This window comes from Acidithrix sp. C25, from assembly GCF_904848545.2.
Genome location: NZ_CAJHCI020000002.1, coordinates 424,538 through 442,659, shown reverse-complemented (window position 1 = coordinate 442,659; position 18,122 = coordinate 424,538). Strand labels below are relative to the sequence as shown.

10 protein-coding genes and 3 rRNA genes are annotated in these 18,122 nt (G+C 49.4%); 10 read left to right on the top strand and 3 right to left on the bottom strand.

Going from position 1 to position 18,122, the window contains the following annotated elements; translation table 11 throughout:
- Positions 1 to 309 precede the first annotated feature (309 nt).
- Positions 310 to 1,659: an APC family permease gene (locus ACIDITHRIX25_RS95110; RefSeq protein WP_283770440.1), complete on the bottom strand. Its 1,350-nt coding sequence runs from the start codon at positions 1,657 to 1,659 to the stop codon at positions 310 to 312.
- Between the two features lie 1,022 nt (positions 1,660 to 2,681).
- On the opposite strand from ACIDITHRIX25_RS95110, the gene ACIDITHRIX25_RS95105 reads away from it, so the two are divergent.
- The 4 genes from ACIDITHRIX25_RS95105 to ACIDITHRIX25_RS95090 all read left to right on the top strand — a co-directional run bounded on the left by ACIDITHRIX25_RS95105 (position 2,682) and on the right by ACIDITHRIX25_RS95090 (position 8,744).
- Positions 2,682 to 4,199, top strand: a 16S ribosomal RNA gene (locus tag ACIDITHRIX25_RS95105).
- Positions 4,200 to 4,437: 238 nt separating this feature from the next.
- Positions 4,438 to 7,442: ribosomal RNA gene (locus ACIDITHRIX25_RS95100) — 23S ribosomal RNA — on the top strand.
- Between the two features lie 56 nt (positions 7,443 to 7,498).
- Positions 7,499 to 7,615, top strand: a 5S ribosomal RNA gene (rrf, locus tag ACIDITHRIX25_RS95095).
- Together the 16S, 23S and 5S rRNA genes form the textbook arrangement of a ribosomal RNA operon.
- A 145-nt stretch (positions 7,616 to 7,760) precedes the next feature.
- A complete protein-coding gene (locus ACIDITHRIX25_RS95090; RefSeq protein WP_201733151.1) occupies positions 7,761 to 8,744 on the top strand; it encodes a hypothetical protein in 984 nt (327 codons plus the stop codon).
- Between the two features lie 470 nt (positions 8,745 to 9,214).
- Here ACIDITHRIX25_RS95090 and ACIDITHRIX25_RS95085 read toward each other — a convergent pair whose 3' ends face one another.
- Both ACIDITHRIX25_RS95085 and ACIDITHRIX25_RS95080 read right to left on the bottom strand, forming a co-directional pair.
- On the bottom strand, positions 9,215 to 10,213 hold the full coding sequence (locus ACIDITHRIX25_RS95085; RefSeq protein ID WP_052607181.1) for a hypothetical protein: 999 nt from the start codon (positions 10,211 to 10,213) through the stop codon (positions 9,215 to 9,217).
- Between the two features lie 500 nt (positions 10,214 to 10,713).
- Positions 10,714 to 11,637: a hypothetical protein gene (locus tag ACIDITHRIX25_RS95080; protein ID WP_201733150.1), complete on the bottom strand. Its 924-nt coding sequence runs from the start codon at positions 11,635 to 11,637 to the stop codon at positions 10,714 to 10,716.
- A gap of 542 nt (positions 11,638 to 12,179) precedes the next feature.
- On the opposite strand from ACIDITHRIX25_RS95080, the gene ACIDITHRIX25_RS95075 reads away from it, so the two are divergent.
- The 6 genes from ACIDITHRIX25_RS95075 to ACIDITHRIX25_RS95050 all read left to right on the top strand — a co-directional run bounded on the left by ACIDITHRIX25_RS95075 (position 12,180) and on the right by ACIDITHRIX25_RS95050 (position 18,119).
- Positions 12,180 to 13,130, top strand: coding sequence for a metal ABC transporter solute-binding protein, Zn/Mn family (locus ACIDITHRIX25_RS95075; RefSeq protein WP_201733149.1), 951 nt, complete (start codon positions 12,180 to 12,182; stop codon positions 13,128 to 13,130).
- 9 nt (positions 13,131 to 13,139) lie between these two features.
- The gene (locus ACIDITHRIX25_RS95070; RefSeq protein ID WP_052604281.1) at positions 13,140 to 13,952 is read left to right on the top strand and encodes a metal ABC transporter ATP-binding protein; all 813 of its coding nucleotides are present in this window, start codon (positions 13,140 to 13,142) and stop codon (positions 13,950 to 13,952) included.
- Between the two features lie 82 nt (positions 13,953 to 14,034).
- On the top strand, positions 14,035 to 14,835 hold the full coding sequence (locus ACIDITHRIX25_RS95065) for a metal ABC transporter permease (RefSeq protein WP_201733148.1): 801 nt from the start codon (positions 14,035 to 14,037) through the stop codon (positions 14,833 to 14,835).
- A gap of 76 nt (positions 14,836 to 14,911) precedes the next feature.
- On the top strand, positions 14,912 to 15,382 hold the full coding sequence (locus ACIDITHRIX25_RS95060) for a Fur family transcriptional regulator (RefSeq protein ID WP_201733147.1): 471 nt from the start codon (positions 14,912 to 14,914) through the stop codon (positions 15,380 to 15,382).
- A 536-nt stretch (positions 15,383 to 15,918) separates the two neighbouring features.
- A complete protein-coding gene (locus ACIDITHRIX25_RS95055) occupies positions 15,919 to 17,295 on the top strand; it encodes a hypothetical protein (RefSeq protein ID WP_201733146.1) in 1,377 nt (458 codons plus the stop codon).
- A gap of 119 nt (positions 17,296 to 17,414) precedes the next feature.
- The gene (locus ACIDITHRIX25_RS95050) at positions 17,415 to 18,119 is read left to right on the top strand and encodes a tetratricopeptide repeat protein (protein WP_201733145.1); all 705 of its coding nucleotides are present in this window, start codon (positions 17,415 to 17,417) and stop codon (positions 18,117 to 18,119) included.
- Positions 18,120 to 18,122: the final 3 nt, after the last annotated feature.

The following is an 18,122-nucleotide window of genomic DNA, read 5'->3' as shown; positions in this document are numbered from 1 at the left end:
GGCTACGCCTAACCAATCTATGGGATCATGGATCTGCCCTAAGCATCAGCGCGTTGGCTAGGTGAGAATGAGATGGGATGATCACGAGAGTGTTTGGCCATCGCTAGTGCTGCGCTGTTTCGCATGGGTCATCGAGCCTGTTGAAGCACATTTGATTGAGACGATATAGCTGCTGTGAGATGCAAAAAAATGGTGAATGTGGGTTATATATAGATTTTTGATCTTTAATTTGATGAAGATCTAGTTGATAAGAGATAGTTTGAAATGGAAGGCTCTAAATGAACTAGAGACAATTGTATTGCCATTTAGTCATCGCAATCTTGACTCTTGCAGCTTTGTATTTTTAAGGTTTTGTAGGTGAGTTCGTCTATAGAGGCCAACTCCAAGGCCGACGATAAGCAAGAGCCCTAGAATGTCCCCAAAATAGCCAAATGGTGCAGATTGGTTCGGTGAGACCAGTAGATAGATCGGATAGACCAAGGTGATTGAGGCGATTATTGGGATTACAAGATGTTTGACTTTAGAGTAGACCTCGGGCCTATAAATTCGAAAATAGATTGGTACGGCGAGATTGATCGTGAGATAAGCAATGATGGTAAGCAGGGCAGATAGCGTTGCAGCTTCGGAGAAGTACAGCAATGGATCACGACCAGATCCCAGAATAACCCCTATCACAGTTGCACCAACTATTAGGATGACGCCAGATTTGTGTGGAATGGGTTGAGAGTTTTTAGAGGTGATTCTTTTGGTAAAATAGCTTTGTAATCCACAGTAATTGATAATGTTAGCTTGGCTTGTTACAAGCGAAAACAGTGCGCTTATTAGCGACAGCAGTCCCAGAAAATAGGTAACTTTTACCAGGTATGGCGCTGTTGATTTTGCTGCTTCAACCAGTGGAGTGGGGCTTGCTATGATTTTGGAAAGATCAGATGCTAGACCAAGTGTGGTAGTAAAAGAGATGACTATTGCAATTAGTGCGGTTGCACCAATTGCTAAGTATATTTTGGTTGCTACTGACTTAGACCCACCTTTAAATTGTGGAGCAAGTGCCGAGATATTTTCCCAACCCAGGAAGATGAAAAAGGCGATTGGGACTGCACTCGTCCAAGATGTCCCTAGTTGGCCATGGATTGGTAGTGCGACATAGGAGCTGTTCCAGTTTTTGTAATATCGCGCAATTATGATTGCAGCAAGGGCCGCTAGGCCAACTATCTGGATTACAACAAGTCCAAGGTTGATGTTTAGGAGGCTTCTTGCCTTTCCGACGATGAAAGTCAAGACGATCAGCGCGATGAAAATCGAATAGACCTGCCAAGGTATCGAAGGTGCGCTGAATGATATTAATGTTTCTTGGAGCCACCATCCACTTGCAACGATCAGCCCCGAGATAATGGCAAAATAAGAGGTCGTTAGAAGATAGGCGAGCGGTGTTGATACCACTTCCCCGAAGGTCATTTGAGCCCAAGCTATTAGCGATCCGGAACTGGGCGCTACTCGCGCGAACTCCGAGATGCTGTTTGCCTGCAGGGCACTAATTAGAGCTCCGGCGAGGATGTAATAAAGGGTAGATATGCCCGCAGCTGCTACCAGTAGGGACAATGTTACGATAACTCCAACGAATGGTACAGTGCTCGAAATTGAAAGCGCGCCGGATTGCAGCAGTCCTATCTCTGTGGGTTCGCTATTGATCCATCGTTCAATGGCTGTCCAGCCTCTATCAATTGGGGTTCTTCGTGAATGTAAAATTTTGTAATCGATTCCTTGGCATCAGCGCTTTTGTCTATAAAAATCTAGTCCCATCAAGGTGATTGGCGTGATCTTTCCAAATCAGGATCTCAGACTTTAGGTCTTCGTGCTGCGTCCGCGGTGCAAGTAAAGCGCTGTAGACCGATTACCGCTAGAGGATGTGAAGGAGAACTAGTAGATGGCCTAAGAGGGGGACATTAGCTTTGAGTTGGTGCTCGGGCTGTGGGTTGCAGACCATCCCAAGCCAAAGTCTCCGTCAGGCCTTGCTGACCCCCCCCTCACCCCCCACAAACATTTTTCAAAAAATCCAAACAAAATTGCAGCAACTCACCATCAACCCTTATAGATTTATAAGTCCGCTTTGAAAGCCACGAAACATTCGTGAAACACAAATGCGAAGGAATTCTGAGATCATTTCTTATTCCACAAGGGAAAAGAGCTCTTGGGCTCCTTGAACTAAGGCATAAGAGATGATCCAACGGAAACACTTTTGTAGCGAAAGTGAAAGCTAGTAGTTAGCTAAGGCCTTAGATATGATTTATCTATCAAAAGGACAAGCTAACTTCTAAAAGCTAACACCTAGCTATATAAGGGCCGCTCCTTGACAACGAAATAGGATGAGAAGCATAGCTAAATGAGATTCATATAGCGTGCATTCGAATTACAGCCAGTTTTGGTCTGTTGAACGACTTTCATATCTACAGAGTCGTAACGACTCACTAGGTGAGTCAATGACAACTAACTGATAAGTATCAAATAACTTAGGTACTTACTAGCCAAAGCCAAAGACACATATCACCTCTTAGAGAAACGAAGACACCTGTTCTTATGAATTCGATCAACAACTTCTAAACAAGTACAGACCTAATCAATTCAAAAATTTTGAGAAACTCAAAAAAACAGTAATTAGCTTGAATTAAGCTTTTTCATCAATTTCGATGGAGAGTTTGATCCTGGCTCAGGACGAACGCTGGCGGCGTGCTTAACACATGCAAGTCGAACGGTTTATAAGGGCTTGCCCTTATAGATAGTGGCGAACGGGTGCGTAACACGTGAGCAACCTGCCCCAAAGTTTGGAATAACACCGGGAAACCGATGCTAATACCAAATATGCTCACACTATCACAAGATAGAGTGAGGAAAGTTTTTCGCTTTGGGAGGGGCTCGCGGCCTATCAGCTTGTTGGTGAGGTAACGGCTCACCAAGGCATCGACGGGTAGCTGGTCTGAGAGGACGATCAGCCACACTGGGACTGAGACACGGCCCAGACTCCTACGGGAGGCAGCAGTGGGGAATATTGCGCAATGGGCGAAAGCCTGACGCAGCAACGCCGCGTGGAGGATGAAGGCCTTAGGGTCGTAAACTCCTTTCAGCAGGAACGAAAATGACGGTACCTGCAGAAGAAGCTCCGGCCAACTACGTGCCAGCAGCCGCGGTAATACGTAGGGAGCAAGCGTTGTCCGGATTTATTGGGCGTAAAGAGCTCGTAGGCGGCTTGGCAAGTCGGATGTGAAACCCCCAGGCTTAACCTGGGGCCGCCATTCGATACTGCTATGGCTTGAGTTCGGTAGGGGATTGTGGAATTCCCGGTGTAGCGGTGAAATGCGCAGATATCGGGAGGAACACCAATGGCGAAGGCAGCAATCTGGGCCGACACTGACGCTGAGGAGCGAAAGCGTGGGGAGCAAACAGGATTAGATACCCTGGTAGTCCACGCCCTAAACGTTGGGCACTAGGTGTGGGACCTACTTCGACGGGTTCCGTGCCGTAGCTAACGCATTAAGTGCCCCGCCTGGGGAGTACGGCCGCAAGGCTAAAACTCAAAGGAATTGACGGGGGCCCGCACAAGCGGCGGAGCATGTGGCTTAATTCGATGCAACGCGAAGAACCTCACCTGGGCTTGACATGTTGGGAAAAGCCGTAGAGATACGGTGTCCATTAGGGCCCTTCACAGGTGGTGCATGGCTGTCGTCAGCTCGTGTCGTGAGATGTTGAGTTAAGTCCCGCAACGAGCGCAACCCTTGTCTTATGTTACCAGCGAGTAATGTCGGGGACTCATGAGAGACTGCCGGGGTCAACTCGGAGGAAGGTGGGGATGACGTCAAGTCATCATGCCCCTTATGTCCAGGGCTGCACACATGCTACAATGGCCGGTACAGAGGGTCGCAATCCCGCGAGGGGGAGCTAATCCCACAAAGCCGGTCTCAGTTCGGATCGCAGTCTGCAACTCGACTGCGTGAAGCCGGAGTCGCTAGTAATCCCGAATCAGCATTGTCGGGGTGAATACGTTCCCGGGCCTTGTACACACCGCCCGTCACACCACGAAAGTCGGCAACACCCGAAGCCGGTGGCCCAACCAGTAATGGAGGGAGCCGTCGAAGGTGGGGTCGGTGATTGGGGTGAAGTCGTAACAAGGTAGCCGTACCGGAAGGTGCGGCTGGATCACCTCCTTTCTAAGGAGCTGTCATAGCTAGGTCCATGACATATCAACTAGCAATAGTAGATAAAACGTTCGAAAACGGCAATTACGCCAAGTACAACGGTCATGGGTTCCTTAGATATGTCGAAGAACTGACTGTATATGAAAATGCATGCCATATGAGTCAAATTATGTGGACCATCCTATTTCGTTACCAAGGAGCGACCAATTCGCTCATTGAGAAACCTATAGCGAGCACGAGCAACTTTATTCTCCAAGTTATAAAGAGCCAACGGTGGATGCCTTGGCGCCTGATGCCGATGAAGGACGTGGATGGCTGCGAAAAGCCACGGGTAGCTGCCTATCTAGCTTTGATCCGTGGATATCCGAATGGGGAAACCCGCCATGAGTAGTCATGGCACTCTGGCCTGAATATATAGGGTCAGTAGAGGGAACCGGGGGAATTGAAACATCTAAGTACCCCGAGGAAGAAAAAACAACATGTGACTCCCTTAGTAGCGGCGAGCGAAAAGGGACCAAGCCTAAACCCAACTGGTGTGATAGCCTGACAGCGTTGCCAGTTGTGGGGTCGTGGGAACTATGACGTTTAGCTATGTCAGAAGCTAAGAAAGAGTTACAAAGTCGATACCTAGCAGAATCGTTATGGAAATCTTAGCCACAGAGGGTAATAGCCCCGTATGTTAAAGGTATTCGACCTCTTTTGTTTAGTCTCCCAAGTAGCGCCGGATCCGGGAAAGCCGGCGTGAATCTGCGAGGACCACCTCGTAAGGCTAAGTACATATCAGGCGACCGATAGTGAACTAGTACCGTGAGGGAAAGGTGAAAAGCACCCCGGGAGGGGAGTGAAATAGATCCTGAAACCGTTGGTTTACAATCAGTCAAAGCTAGGCAACTAGCGATGGCGTGCCTTTTGAAGAATGAGCCAGCGAGTTACGGTGTGTGGCGAGGTTAACCAGTGATGGGTAGCCGGAGCGAAAGCGAGTCTGAATGGGGCAATTTAGTCGCACGCTGTAGACCCGAAGCCGAGTGATCTATCCATGGGCAGGCTGAAGCGGGAGTAAGACCCCGTGAAGGGCCGAACCCACCATAGTTGAAAATATGGGGGATGACCTGTGGATAGGGGTGAAAGGCCAATCAAACTCGGTGATAGCTGGTTCTCCCCGAAATGCATTTAGGTGCAGCGTCAGATGATCAGCGTTGGAGGTAGAGCACTGGATGGGCGATGGGGCTTCACCGCCTACTGACCTCAACCAAACTCCGAATGCCAACGCTTCAACAGTCTGGCAGTGAGACCACGAGGGATGAGCTTCGTTGGTCGAAAGGGAAACAACCCAGACCGTCAGCTAAGGCCCCTAATTCTTGGCTAAGTGGTAAACGATGTGGGATCGCGAAAACAACCAGGAGGTTGGCTTAGAAGCAGCCACCCTTCAAAGAGTGCGTAATAGCTCACTGGTCGAGTGATCCCGCGCGGACAATTTAACGGGGCTCAAGCCAAGAGCCGAAGCTACGGACTTCCTATTTATAGGGAGTGGTAGGGGAGCGTCGAATCAAGCTGTGAAGCAGAGGTGGAAACCATTCTGTGGAGCTGATTCGAGTGAGAATGCTGGCATAAGTAGCGAGAGAGGAGTGAGAAACTCCTCCGCCGAAAACCCAAGGGTTCCTGGGCAAGGCTAATCCGCCCAGGGTGAGTCGGGAGCTAAGACGAGGCCGAGAGGCGTAGCCGATGCACAACTGGTTTATATTCCAGTACCACGACAGATGCGTTATTCAGCGATGGAGGGACGCAGGAGGATAGGTGATCCCGGGTGTTGGTTATCCCGGGGAAAGCGTGTAGGAGAGGGCCCAGGCAAATCCGGTCCCTATAAAACTCCAAGGCGTGATTCCGAGCCGATTCAGGCGAAGTCATTGATTCCAAGCTGCCAAGAAAAGCTTCTAGTGAGTATCTGTGGTGCCCGTACCCCAAACCGACACAGGTGGGTAGGTAGAAAATACTAAGGCGATCGGGAGAACTGTGGTTAAGGAACTCGGCAAAATACCTCCGTAACTTCGGGAGAAGGAGGGCCCATTAGGTGAGGAGATTTACTCTCCGTAGCTCAAGTGGGCCGCAGAGAATCGGGGGAAGCGACTGTTTACTAAAAACACAGCAGCGTGCAAAGTCAAAAGACGACGTATACGCTGTGACGCCTGCCCGGTGCCGGAAGGTTACGGGGAAGGGTTAGCCCTAAAAAGCGAAGCTCTGAACCTAAGCCCCGGTAAACGGCGGCCGTAACTATAACGGTCCTAAGGTAGCGAAATTCCTTGTCGGGTAAGTTCCGACCTGCACGAATGGCGTAACGACTTCCCTACTGTCTCAACCACAGACCCGGCGAAATTGAACTACGAGTAAAGATGCTCGTTAGCTGCATAAGGACGGAAAGACCCCGTGGACCTTTACTGTAGCTTGATGTTGATCTTTGGTACAGATTGTGTAGGATAGGTGGGAGCCTATGAAGCGAAAGCGCTAGCTTTTGTGGAGGCATCCTTGAAATACCACCCTGTTTGTATTGAGGTTCTAACCTAGATCCGTTATCCGGATCGGGAACAGCGTCAGGTAGGCAGTTTGACTGGGGCGGTCGCCTCCTAAAGTGTAACGGAGGCGCCCAAAGGTTCCCTCAGACTGGTTGGCAATCAGTCGTTGAGTGCAATGGCAAAAGGGAGCTTGACTGCGAGACTTACAAGTCGAGCAGATGCGAAAGCAGGGCATAGTGATCCGGCGGTAGCGTGTGGAAGCGCCGTCGCTCAACGGATAAAAGGTACCCCGGGGATAACAGGCTCATCTTCCCCAAGAGTCCATATCGACGGGAAGGTTTGGCACCTCGATGTCGGCTCGTCGCATCCTGGGGCTGTAGTAGGTCCCAAGGGTTGGGCTGTTCGCCCATTAAAGCGGTACGCGAGCTGGGTTTAGAACGTCGTGAGACAGTTCGGTCCCTATCCGATGCAGCCGCAGGAGACCTGAGGAAGGCTGTCCCTAGTACGAGAGGACCGGGACGGACGTAGCTCTTGTGTGCCAGTTGTCCCGCCAGGGGCATGGCTGGTTAGCAACCTACGGAAGGGATAAGCGCTGAAAGCATATAAGCGCGAAGCTCTTTCCAAGATGAGGTCTCCCACAGGGTTAACCTGGTAAGGCCCGTGGCAGACTACCACGTTGATAGGCCGGAAGTGTAAGTGTGGCAACACATTCAGCTGACCGGTACTAATCGGCCGAGGGCTTGGAGCTAAATATAAAGCTCGTGCTCGCTATAGGTAGCTCGATGATTCGAGCAACCAAGATATTCCGGTGGCCATAGCGGCGGGGAAACACCCGTTCCCATTCCGAACACGGAAGTAAAGACTGCCAGCGCCGATGGTACTTGGGGGGCAACTCCCTGGGAGAGTAGGACGCCGCCGGATATATATTTGATAAATGAGCGAAGCTACATTGGTAGCTTCGCTCATTATGGTTTAATTCGTTTTGGCAGTGGTGGTGCTTTTAGTTTTCACTTCCACTCGGTATATCCTTGATGGTGATTTGTATATCTATATTTTGGGGTGACGTTTGAGAGCGCGATCGCGTCGGTTCTTCTATCAAAGTTGGTTAGTCGGATTAGCTGTGTTGGCTGGTGCCTGCGGTAATACTGCTACGACCTTAGCGAAGGTTTCAACAGCGCCTAGGCCTGGTAGTGCGTCGTCTTCTACCGCGCTTTCAATTTCTGGGTCGCTCCCTGGTCAAGGTGGTGGAGGTACTACTTCGACTTCGCCTTCTTTTTCTCATGGGGTTAGTGGTTTGCTTGGTGGGCTGCATTGGATCATAGCGGCGAATGTAATTGGCCTCTTGGACAAGAACGGTAGTAATGCTTTGGCGCGGCGAGCCTTTGATAATTCGAATACCAATATATTGCTGAATGGTAATGTTCTGCCCCGACCACTTGCTAATTGGGGATCTACATTTACTTTCGATCTTCGGTCTGTTCTTGGGGTTAACGCTTCGCAGCTGAGTTCTTCGAAGAATGCCGGCTTTGGTTCTGTTCTTTATGATCCTGAGCATTGGAGCTTTACTCCGATTTCTGAGCAAGAGAATGTTTCGTTAGCGACTGAGAGTCTTGTGCGATTGGCTCAGCCGTCGAATCTTTCTGTTATTGTCGCTCCGGGTTTGGATCTCATGGCACTTTCGTCGCCGGGCGAGAATCGTGCAAGTGCCTTTTTGGCCTCTGGATTGATTCAATCTATCTCTAAGGTGGCCTTCGGAATAGTGATTCAGAGCCAATCCATGGAGACCTCCGTTGCGGTCTATTCAAGGTTCGTAAAACAGGCCGCTGAGCTGGCCCGGAGTGTGAATCCGACCATTTCGATCTATGCCGGTCTTTCGACGGGGCCAAATGGTCAAGTTGTGTCAAGTTCCCAGTTGGTGCGTGATGTGGCGGCTACACACTCCTTTGTCTTAGGTTATTGGCTGAATGTTCCGGGGCAGGGCCCGTCTTGTCCTAAATGCGCTGTTGCTAACCCAGAGGTTGCGGTTGGCCTCCTTGATGCGTTGGCGTAGTGGTACCGTCAGCCTTTGTGATAGTTTTTTTATGGTGATTATCGCAATTCTGGTAGTTCGACTCTTGAAATCTAGGTGTGACTTCCACAACAGGGGATTCGTGATTTGTTGATTCGACCAGACGGTAGCGCTAGGGTCAGTGGCGACTTTTACTCAGAAAAATTAGCTGGTCGTAAGGTTTGATTCCCAGTGCTCGCTTTATTTGTTATTTAGCGGTCGAAGGATTGAAGATCGTTGGATTTGAGGCTCCTTGTTGATGGGACTTAATTGTTGTCGATGAAGGATGGGTCCGTTATGGCCAAGATGTTCTCGTGGGATGAATCATGGATTTTGAGTTGGAAATTCCTATTAGGTGATTAGGACTCCCACCTAGGAGCCAAGGCAGCATTCCCTGGTTGTGATGGGGTAGGGCTTAGGCGCCTTTATTTTTGGTACATTTTGGTTGGTTGCCATGGTTATGATGGCGTTTTCTACTTGGGGGTCGGTGGTATCTGTGGCTTTCGCTTCTCTAGTGTTAGTAGCTCTTGGTTGAGTTCTTCGACTGCACTTGTTGGATCGTTGTGGTGCCAACCCTGTGCAATGATGATACTTTGTCGCACTCTGTTGTCTAGATGCGCTCCGTAAGCGATTGTCGTTGGTTTGACTCTGCTTGTAGATGAGATTGTGATGGTTCCTGCCTCTATAGTTGCTGCAATCATCTTTGAGAGTTCAGTAGTGGCGGTTTTTTGGGCCCCTATATAGATGAGGCGTTGTGAAGTAATATAAAAGTCTCCCTTATCTGTGGCTTCTGGGTAAGGAGTGCCCGAGACCACGTGACCCTTCGTCTTCCCGACGCGATACCGTATGGTTCGACCCCCGATCTTGGCAACTGGTACTGAGATTCCGCTCGATTTTCCTACGTATGTACTTGGTCCTTTTTTTATCTCTATGAGGCTGACGCTAGTTATTACCAAGAAGACTGTTTCCCCAGGGAGGAGGTTCAGATCATCGGGTCGTATTCCTTTTCCAGTCTTAGCCATCTCGATCGTATCTAGTAGGTCTTGGCGCTCTTCCTGCCAGATGTTGAGCTCTGCGTTGTATCGATTTAGAGCGCGTGCGAAGATCTTTTGGTCACGGATATCACTGATACGGTGGGCAATTTGACTAAATGAGGTTTGGCTTGTCTTGGGTTGTCTGCCTGCTTTAGATTTAGCTGGTGATCCTAGAGCGGTTGAATCTCCAGTTGGTTGGGCGATTTGACCAAATGAAGTTTGTGTAGAGGTAACTCTAGTTTTAACTATTACGTATACCAAAAGAATTGGCAGCGCGATAAGGGTCATTCCTAAGACGATATTAGCAATTATGAGTTTTGGCATCTTTTTGTAGTGGCGAAAGTGACCGACTATTGATGGCGACATGTAAATGGATAAGAGTATTAGCCACGCTATAAGTTGAGCGGCCAGTGGATTTGAAGCAGCTGCTAAAAGCAATTTATCTCCTTTTGGACCATCTCTTACAAAGTAAAAATCAGCTTTGTCTCGTTATCTTTGAAATCAGTGCAAAGTTTATCATAGTGGTGTATCAATTCGATTTTGGTTTTTTTATCGAGTGATCTATCGACGGGTTGCATCATGAGAGTTGTTTATAATTATTAGGTTTACAGCTGAGGTATTGGGCTTAGGTATTGGGCTTAGATGACGCTTGAATTATGTTTGGTTGGTTTTATTTCAATACTTATGGGGAGGGTAGCCTGAGATTTAGCTTTGTCTTTACCGTGGCCCTGCTTGGTGTCTAGGGCCGATTACAGCTGGATGTGACTTGGTTTAGTTGGACTCAGTCTCTGTCTCATCTTGTTCTCTGCAATTTTTCGACCGAGTCATCTCTAGGTTTCGGTTTTTTTGATTGAGATTTTGTATAGAAGTGGGGGATAATTCTTGGGACCCTCAAATGTGAATCGATTCCTTCGAGGTGGAGCTTGGTTTATAGAGATTTAGTGAATTGGTTTTCTCTGAAATTCAATTGTTTTGGTCAACCAGAATAGGCGTATCGAAAAGACCACTAGAAGTGCTTCTCCAACAAATAGTTTAAGTAGCGTTCGATGGTTTAGTCCCAGACCACTGAGGGCTATCGCGATGGTGGCCGCAATCAGAATGATAGTAATGCTCGCCAATGCCAAGCCAACTTTTATACGATCAGAGAGGCTAAAGGTTTGCGAGTCGTAGTTGACTTTTACTTTTTGTGAAGATGAATTTGGGTTGCCATAGTAGTTTTGGGCGGCGTCAGAGAGCATTCTTGTTTGGCGTGAGTAGCTGTAGCTCCAAAAGGGAATTCCTACAAGTGGCAATACCATGCAACTATAGGTGAGGATCATTTTGATCTTTTGCGCCCTGGTCGCGCTTTTGAACGATTTGAAGGTGACCCCAGCTAGTTCGGGTAGTTGCTTGATTGTGGCAAGGAGGCCGTAGATGCTGCGAGTTGTTTTTTCTTTTTCGGGTGGATTCAAGGCGAGTTCCACCCCGGAATGTGCACTGTCTATGTCCTTATATTTCCCGAGAAAATATAGAAGTTCTCCGACACGGGCGGGATCGTTTGGGTCGTGGCCATAGATTTGGGCTATCTCGAGCACGAGCGTAACTTGTGCGCAAATTGCCGATACAAACGCCCCAGGGAGTGCCGCATAGAGCGAGGTGCCTGAGATTGCACCGTCGATCCGTGCTCGACGAATCGCGCGAGCTGTTGATGCTTGCGCTGCTAGAGATGGCTCTTTTTTCAACTCTAGCTCTTTAGCGGCCGCTCTTTGGGCAGTTCCGGCCAGACTCGGTGTGAGAAAATACGCTATGACTTCATCTACCCGAGTTGGATTCTTCACGATTGTTTTGAGTGCGCTACTTTGATTATTGTTCAACTCAGACAAATTAGCTCGCTTTGTGATAGTTGGGCGGTCCATGGATTTTGGGTTAGCTGGCGCTTTGATCTGAGAGATCTTGGCAATTTTTATTTTAGTTGGAAAATGGCAGTTATGTCATATTATTTTGTCTTGCCAATAATTAATGATCACAAGCCAACAGGGGAGCCAACTTGATGGTTTTTTGTCCAATTTATCGATGGATGTGACTTTAGGAGCCGAGACTATCAAGCAGATAATTGATTTTTCAGCGATCATCTTGGCATCGAGACCACGAGCTAGGGCGAACTGGTTGATTAGTAACTCCCTCGATCTATAGATCAAGCATCGTCGGCTGCAGACGATCAAGGCTTCGTAGCACCATGGAACCCCATCGAATACGTTACTAGCAGGCAATTTGTCTGCCTCGTTGGATTCGTTGTCTCATGGAGTGGTTAATTTGGCCCGGAATTGATCTTTAAGCTTGTCCGTGCGGGACTTTTTTTTTATCGGTAACCGTTATCATTATGGATAGTGTTAATCGTAATGATTTCGGATAAGAGTGCTAAGTAATGGTGAAGACGTTCCGGCTCCAGTTAATTAGGGCGATCGTTATAATGCTGGCTGTTTTGATGGTTGCTAGCTGTGGAACCACCTCGACATCAGCTTTGACGCAGTCCAAGGGTAATTACATTACTGCTGTAGCTGCTGAGGATACGTGGGGAAGTCTCCTGTCGCAGCTTGGCGGCAGATATCTGCATGTTCTCAGTGTCATCACAGATCCAAATGCCGACCCTCACGCCTATGAAGTTTCGAACTCTGTAGCTAGAGCCTTTTCTTCCGCTTCGATAGTTGTGATCAATGGGGCTGGATACGATGATTGGGCTGCCAAGGTCTTAGGCGCCACACCGTCGAAGACTCGACAGGAGTTAAATGTGGCTGCAGTGCTAAAACAAGGTGTTGGAGCGAATCCACATTTCTGGTACAGCCCAACTTACGTGCGTCGAATCGTGGCTGTTATGGAAGGCGACTTGATAAAGGCCATGCCTACGCATAGGGCGTATTTTGAGGCGAATTTTCGCCTGGTCTCAAAGCGATTGGACGTGCTCTATCAAAGCCTAGCTAATTTATCTCGGCGCTATCACTCCATGGCTGTTGCATCCACGGAGGATATTTTTGTCTACTTTGCGCGGGCTTCGGGCCTCAATCTGATCTCACCTTTGAGCTTTATGGCTGCGATAGCCAATGGAAACGATCCTCCAATTTCGTCTGTTGTCACCTTTGAGGAGCAGCTACGTAGCCATAGCGCACGCCTTTTGATCTACAATACCCAAACAATCACTCCACTTACCAGTTCAATCAGGGCCATGGCCATCAGGAAAGGAATCGGTGTTGTGGGGATTTCTGAGATCATCGAGCCCGTAGGTGCGACATTTGAAGCGTGGATGGGATCTCAGATCGATCGTATCTCAAGTGCACTTGGTCGATCGATAACTACTAAAAACCAAGGCCAGAAGGGTTGATAGATCGATATGTCTAATGTGACGTCAAACGATTCAAAGATGGTTGTAGAGGCCAAGAACCTAGGAGTCGGATACGGCCAAGACCTATTGTGGTCCGGTGCCAATATCTGCGTTGGCCAAGGGGAGTTTGTGGCGATACTTGGCCCAAATGGTGCCGGAAAGACAACATTATTTCGTGCTTTGCTTGGGAATATTCAAATATTGGAGGGTGATCTTAAAGTCTTTGGAGGAGCTCCATCCAATGCGCGAAGTCAAATTGGCTATGTGCCCCAGAGGCGATTCATAGATTCTGAGATTCAGATTGACGTTAGAGAGTTTGCTATGTTGGCGCTACTTGGAGGTAACTTTGGTCCCGTCTCTCGCGCGAAGAAGGCTCGAGCAAGACAACTGGTAGAGGAATCCTTACGGCTGGTAGGCGCTGAGGAGTTCATAGGCAAACGGATTCACGAACTCTCTGGGGGTCAACTTCAACGGGTCTTTATGGCTCAAGCGATGGCTCGATCGCCTTCGATGCTCTTGCTCGATGAGCCCTTGGCAAATCTCGACATGAGAGCCGGGGCCAATTTAGCCCAAGCCATATCGGATTTGGTGAAGAGTCATAACGTTACTGCGCTTTTAGTCGCACATGATTTGAACCCTCTTTTGCCCTATCTGGATCGGGTTATTTACATCGCCAACCATAAGGTCGCTACGGGAACTCCAGATGAAGTCTTTACCTCGGAGAACCTCTCGAGGCTATATGGAATGTCGGTCGAGGTCTTTAGGGACGATCGGGGCAGAATTGCGATCTTTAGCGAGCTAGAAGGAGGTAACCACCATTAATATCTTTGGTTCTATTACGAGTGGCTCAACTTTTGGTATCAACTTGTTCTCTGATTTCTCATTTATGTGGACCTTTTCGTTCATGAGAAATGCATTTGAAACCGGAACGATTGTAGCCATTGTGGCAGGAGTAGTCGGTTATTTTGTCATTATCCGTAAGTCTGCCTTTGCAGCCCATGCACTCTCTCACGTGGGATTTGCTGGAGCAGCCGGCGCTGTCTATCTGGGTTTGAGTCCTATTGTGGGTCTGCTCTCCTTCACCATGGGTGGGGCGGTCTTCATGGGAGCATTAGGCAAGAAGGCAGCATCTAGAGATACTCAGATCGGGATAGTCTTGGCATTCATGCTGGGACTTGGAATTTTATTCATCTCTCTCTACCAGGGTTACTCTTCAGAGGCCTACTCCATTCTTTTCGGACAGATTTTAGGGATATCTTCTTCAGATGTAATTTTTACTGTTATTTCAGGTGTGGCGGTATTGGCGGTAGTGATCATTATCTACCATCCTTTGCTCTTTGCCTCTGTCGATGAAGAAGTCGCAAGTGCATCTGGTGCGAATGTGACTCTTATTTCGCTTGGTTTTATGATTTTGGTTGCCTTTACCGTCTCGATTGCGGTTCAGGTAATTGGCGTACTTTTGATCTTTGCGCTTTTGGTAACGCCTGCGGCTGCAGGAGTGCGACTGACTGGTCGTCCCCTGTTGGGTCTCGTCTACTCGATAGCTATTGGATTATTGATCACTTGGATTGGCCTATTTTTGGCCTTTTATTCGCCATATCCTGTCAGCTTTTTTATAACTGCTATAGGTTTCTTGGTCTACCTAGGTGTCCGAGGATTTTCATGGTTTCGTCATGATCGTTCTAGGATTGTCCGAGCGCTCTAGTTGATTTTGCCGTATTGTTGCATTATTGGGTAGCGAGCTGGGTCCAACAGACCCTATTTGATGATTGGATGGGGTGATGGAAGTTCAAAATTCAGGTGATGACCTTGGGGCAGATGCAAATTTAACTAGCGGTCAGGTTACTCAGGCAAGGGGGCGTGCGACCCGTCAAAAAAAGGCGCTCTCGGAGGTCTTGGAAGAGGCTTCAAACTTCTCAAGTGCCCAAGAATTGCACTCCAAATTGCGTGAGCGAGGTTATCGAGTTGGGCTGACTACGGTCTATTCGCAGCTTCGAGTTCTTGCGGAGGCGGGGAACATTGACTCTGTCCTCACTCCCTCAGGCGAGACGCTTTATAGACTTTGTTCCCTCTCCTCTCATCACCACCATCTAATCTGTCGAGATTGTGGAGATGCAATTGAGATCGAAGCTGCTTTAGTTGAGAGCTGGACTAATGAGGTTGCAAAACAGGCTGGATTCACCGATATCTCTCACACCATCGAGATTGAGGGAAGGTGTCAGCGGTGTAGCTTTGAGATTTCTCGGAGGTGAAATCTCAAACTTGCTCAACCTCAAGATCTACCATAAGATATCTTTTATCACTTTGGAAGCTGACTGATTGTCCGCTTTGGCGGCGCACTAGAGCTACTTATCTACCGGTTGGCCAATTGCGCTGGCTGGTTGCGCTAGTCAATTACACAGCTCACTTACACAGCTCACTTACACAGCTCAATTACACAGCTCAATTACACAGCTCAATTACACAGCTCAATTGCGCTGGCCGCTAGAGCCTTCTTGCTGGTCGATCCTACTTGAATAGTTCACTTTTGTATAAGCACTCGTAGCTTTAAATTGTTACTTAGATGCCAGGGCCGAAGGCCCCCTTGCGGTGTAATTTCCTTCGATCGGATTGCTTGTCGATGCGTTGTGGTAGGGGACTTGGCTTTTTGATGGTAGAATCTTTAACTTTGCCAACTTGGCATGGTCAGAGCCACTAGGTCGTCAAACATCGACCGTAAATCTGTCCCATCGTCCCTTGAAAGTCGTATAACGGAGAATCAGTGTGAGTAGTAATAAAGATTTTGAAAATGACAAGGGCGATGGTCGAGCTAGTAAGCGAAGCGGACCTGACGGCGAAGGGGGATCGAGCGATCCAGGAACAAAGCGGATCTTTCGATCAAGTTCTTCCGAGGGTGAAGGCGACTCGGGGAGAGGCTCCTTTGAACGTAAGCCTAGAGCCCCATATGTCCCAGGTGCTAACACCACATCAGACAGAGAGGGCCGGGGCGGTTACCAAGGTCGTGGCGGAGATCGTCCAGGCGGAGATCGTCCATTTAGATCCCGTGAAGATCGACCAGGTAGAGACAAGCCATTTGGAGACCGGGGAGACCGTGGTGGTTCCTTCCGTGAACGCGACGACCGTGGCGGATCCCGAGGTGGATTTGGTGGCGGCTCAGGTGGCGGCTCAGGTGGCGGTTACCAAGGTCGCGGCGGAGATCGTCCAGGCGGAGATCGTCCATTTAGATCCCGTGAAGATCGACCAGGTAGAGACAAGCCATTTGGAGACCGTGGAGACCGGGGAGACCGTGGTGGTTCCTTCCGTGAACGCGACGACCGTGGCGGATCCCGAGGTGGATTTGGTGGCGGCTCAGGTGGCGGTTACCAAGGTCGCGGCGGAGATCGTCCAGGCGGAGATCGTCCATTTAGATCCCGTGAAGATCGACCAGGTAGAGACAAGCCATTTGGAGACCGTGGAGACCGGGGAGACCGTGGTGGTTCCTTCCGTGAACGCGACGACCGTGGCGGATCCCGAGGTGGATTTGGTGGCGGCTCAGGTGGCGGCTCAGGTGGCGGTTACCAAGGTCGCGGCGGAGATCGTCCAGGCGGAGATCGTCCATTTAGATCCCGTGAAGATCGACCAGGTAGAGACAAGCCATTTGGAGACCGTGGAGACCGGGGAGACCGTGGTGGTTCCTTCCGTGAACGCGACGACCGTGGCGGATCCCGAGGTGGATTTGGTGGCGGCTCAGGTGGCGGTTACCAAGGTCGCGGCGGAGATCGTCCAGGCGGAGATCGTCCATTTAGATCCCGTGAAGATCGACCAGGTAGAGACAAGCCATTTGGAGACCGTGGTGGTTCCTTCCGTGAACGCGACGACCGTGGCGGATCCCGAGGTGGATTTGGTGGCGGCTCAGGTGGCGGTTACCAAGGTCGCGGCGGAGATCGTCCGTTTAGATCCCGTGAAGATCGACCAGGTAGAGACAAGCCATTTGGAGACCGTGGAGACCGGGGAGACCGGGGAGACCGTGGTGGTTCCTTCCGTGAACGCGACGACCGTGGCGGATCCCGAGGTGGATTTGGTGGCGGCTCAGGTGGCGGTTACCAAGGTCGTGGCGGAGATCGTCCAGGCGGAGATCGATCCTTTAGAGATAACGAGACTAAAGGTAAATCCTGGGGCGGAGTAGCCGAAAAGGGAGCTGCCCATGTAGCGCCTCGAGAAGATGAAAAGCTTCATTCAACTCGAGATCAAATCGACGAGAGCCAATACACTCAGCCGCAACCACTGCAAAAGTGGGAACCTCAGGTGGCACAAGAGCCTGAAGTTGAGGTTCCGGCTCAAAAGAGTCAGAGGCGCATTGTTGGTGGGATTGTTGGATACAACGTCGATGAGATTATTCTGCGCGAGTCTCCAAAGGGGCTCTCTACCTTCAAGGTTAATCAAATTCGACGTGATCTCGCAGAGGGTATCCGAGCCTATCAAGCAGATCGATACAAAGACGCTGAGCGAAACCTAGTAGCTGTTCTAGAGCATCTTCCTGTATCTCAGAGCATAAGAGAGGTGCTAGGTCTAACCTATTATCGCCAGGGCAAGTGGAAGCTTGCGATTGAGCAGCTTGAGGCATCTGCTTCAACGACTGGCTCTGTCGATCAAGGACCTGTGATAGCGGACTGCTATCGAGCAATGGGTCGCCACAATAAGGTGCGCGAGATCTATGAGGAAGTCGGCCTTGTCTCTCCTTCGGCTGAGGTTATGGCTGAAGCTAGGATTGTTTTGGCAGGATCTTTGTCGGATCAAAAGAAATATACCGAAGGTATAGCTCTGCTTTCTCGATTTGAGACCGTTCGGCGGGTAAAGCCACGACTGATCGATATTCGCCAGTGGTATGTGCTGGCTGATCTGTATGAAAAGGTCGGAGATCTAGAGCATGCCCGTAATCTGTTTCGTAAGATTACAACATGGGAGCCAGGAATATATGACGTCGCGGAGAGACTGGCTGACCTGCGCTAGCCT

What these genes read in the sequence shown, in the direction of transcription:
- ACIDITHRIX25_RS95075 (WP_201733149.1), top strand. Translation starts at nt 12,180, where the DNA reads ATGGTGAAGACGTTCCGGCTCCAGTTAATTAGGGCGATCGTTATAATG.
- ACIDITHRIX25_RS95070 (WP_052604281.1), top strand. Translation starts at nt 13,140, where the DNA reads ATGTCTAATGTGACGTCAAACGATTCAAAGATGGTTGTAGAGGCCAAG.
- ACIDITHRIX25_RS95065 (WP_201733148.1), top strand. Translation starts at nt 14,035, where the DNA reads ATGAGAAATGCATTTGAAACCGGAACGATTGTAGCCATTGTGGCAGGA.
- ACIDITHRIX25_RS95060 (WP_201733147.1), top strand. Translation starts at nt 14,912, where the DNA reads ATGGAAGTTCAAAATTCAGGTGATGACCTTGGGGCAGATGCAAATTTA.
- ACIDITHRIX25_RS95055 (WP_201733146.1), top strand. Translation starts at nt 15,919, where the DNA reads ATGACAAGGGCGATGGTCGAGCTAGTAAGCGAAGCGGACCTGACGGCG.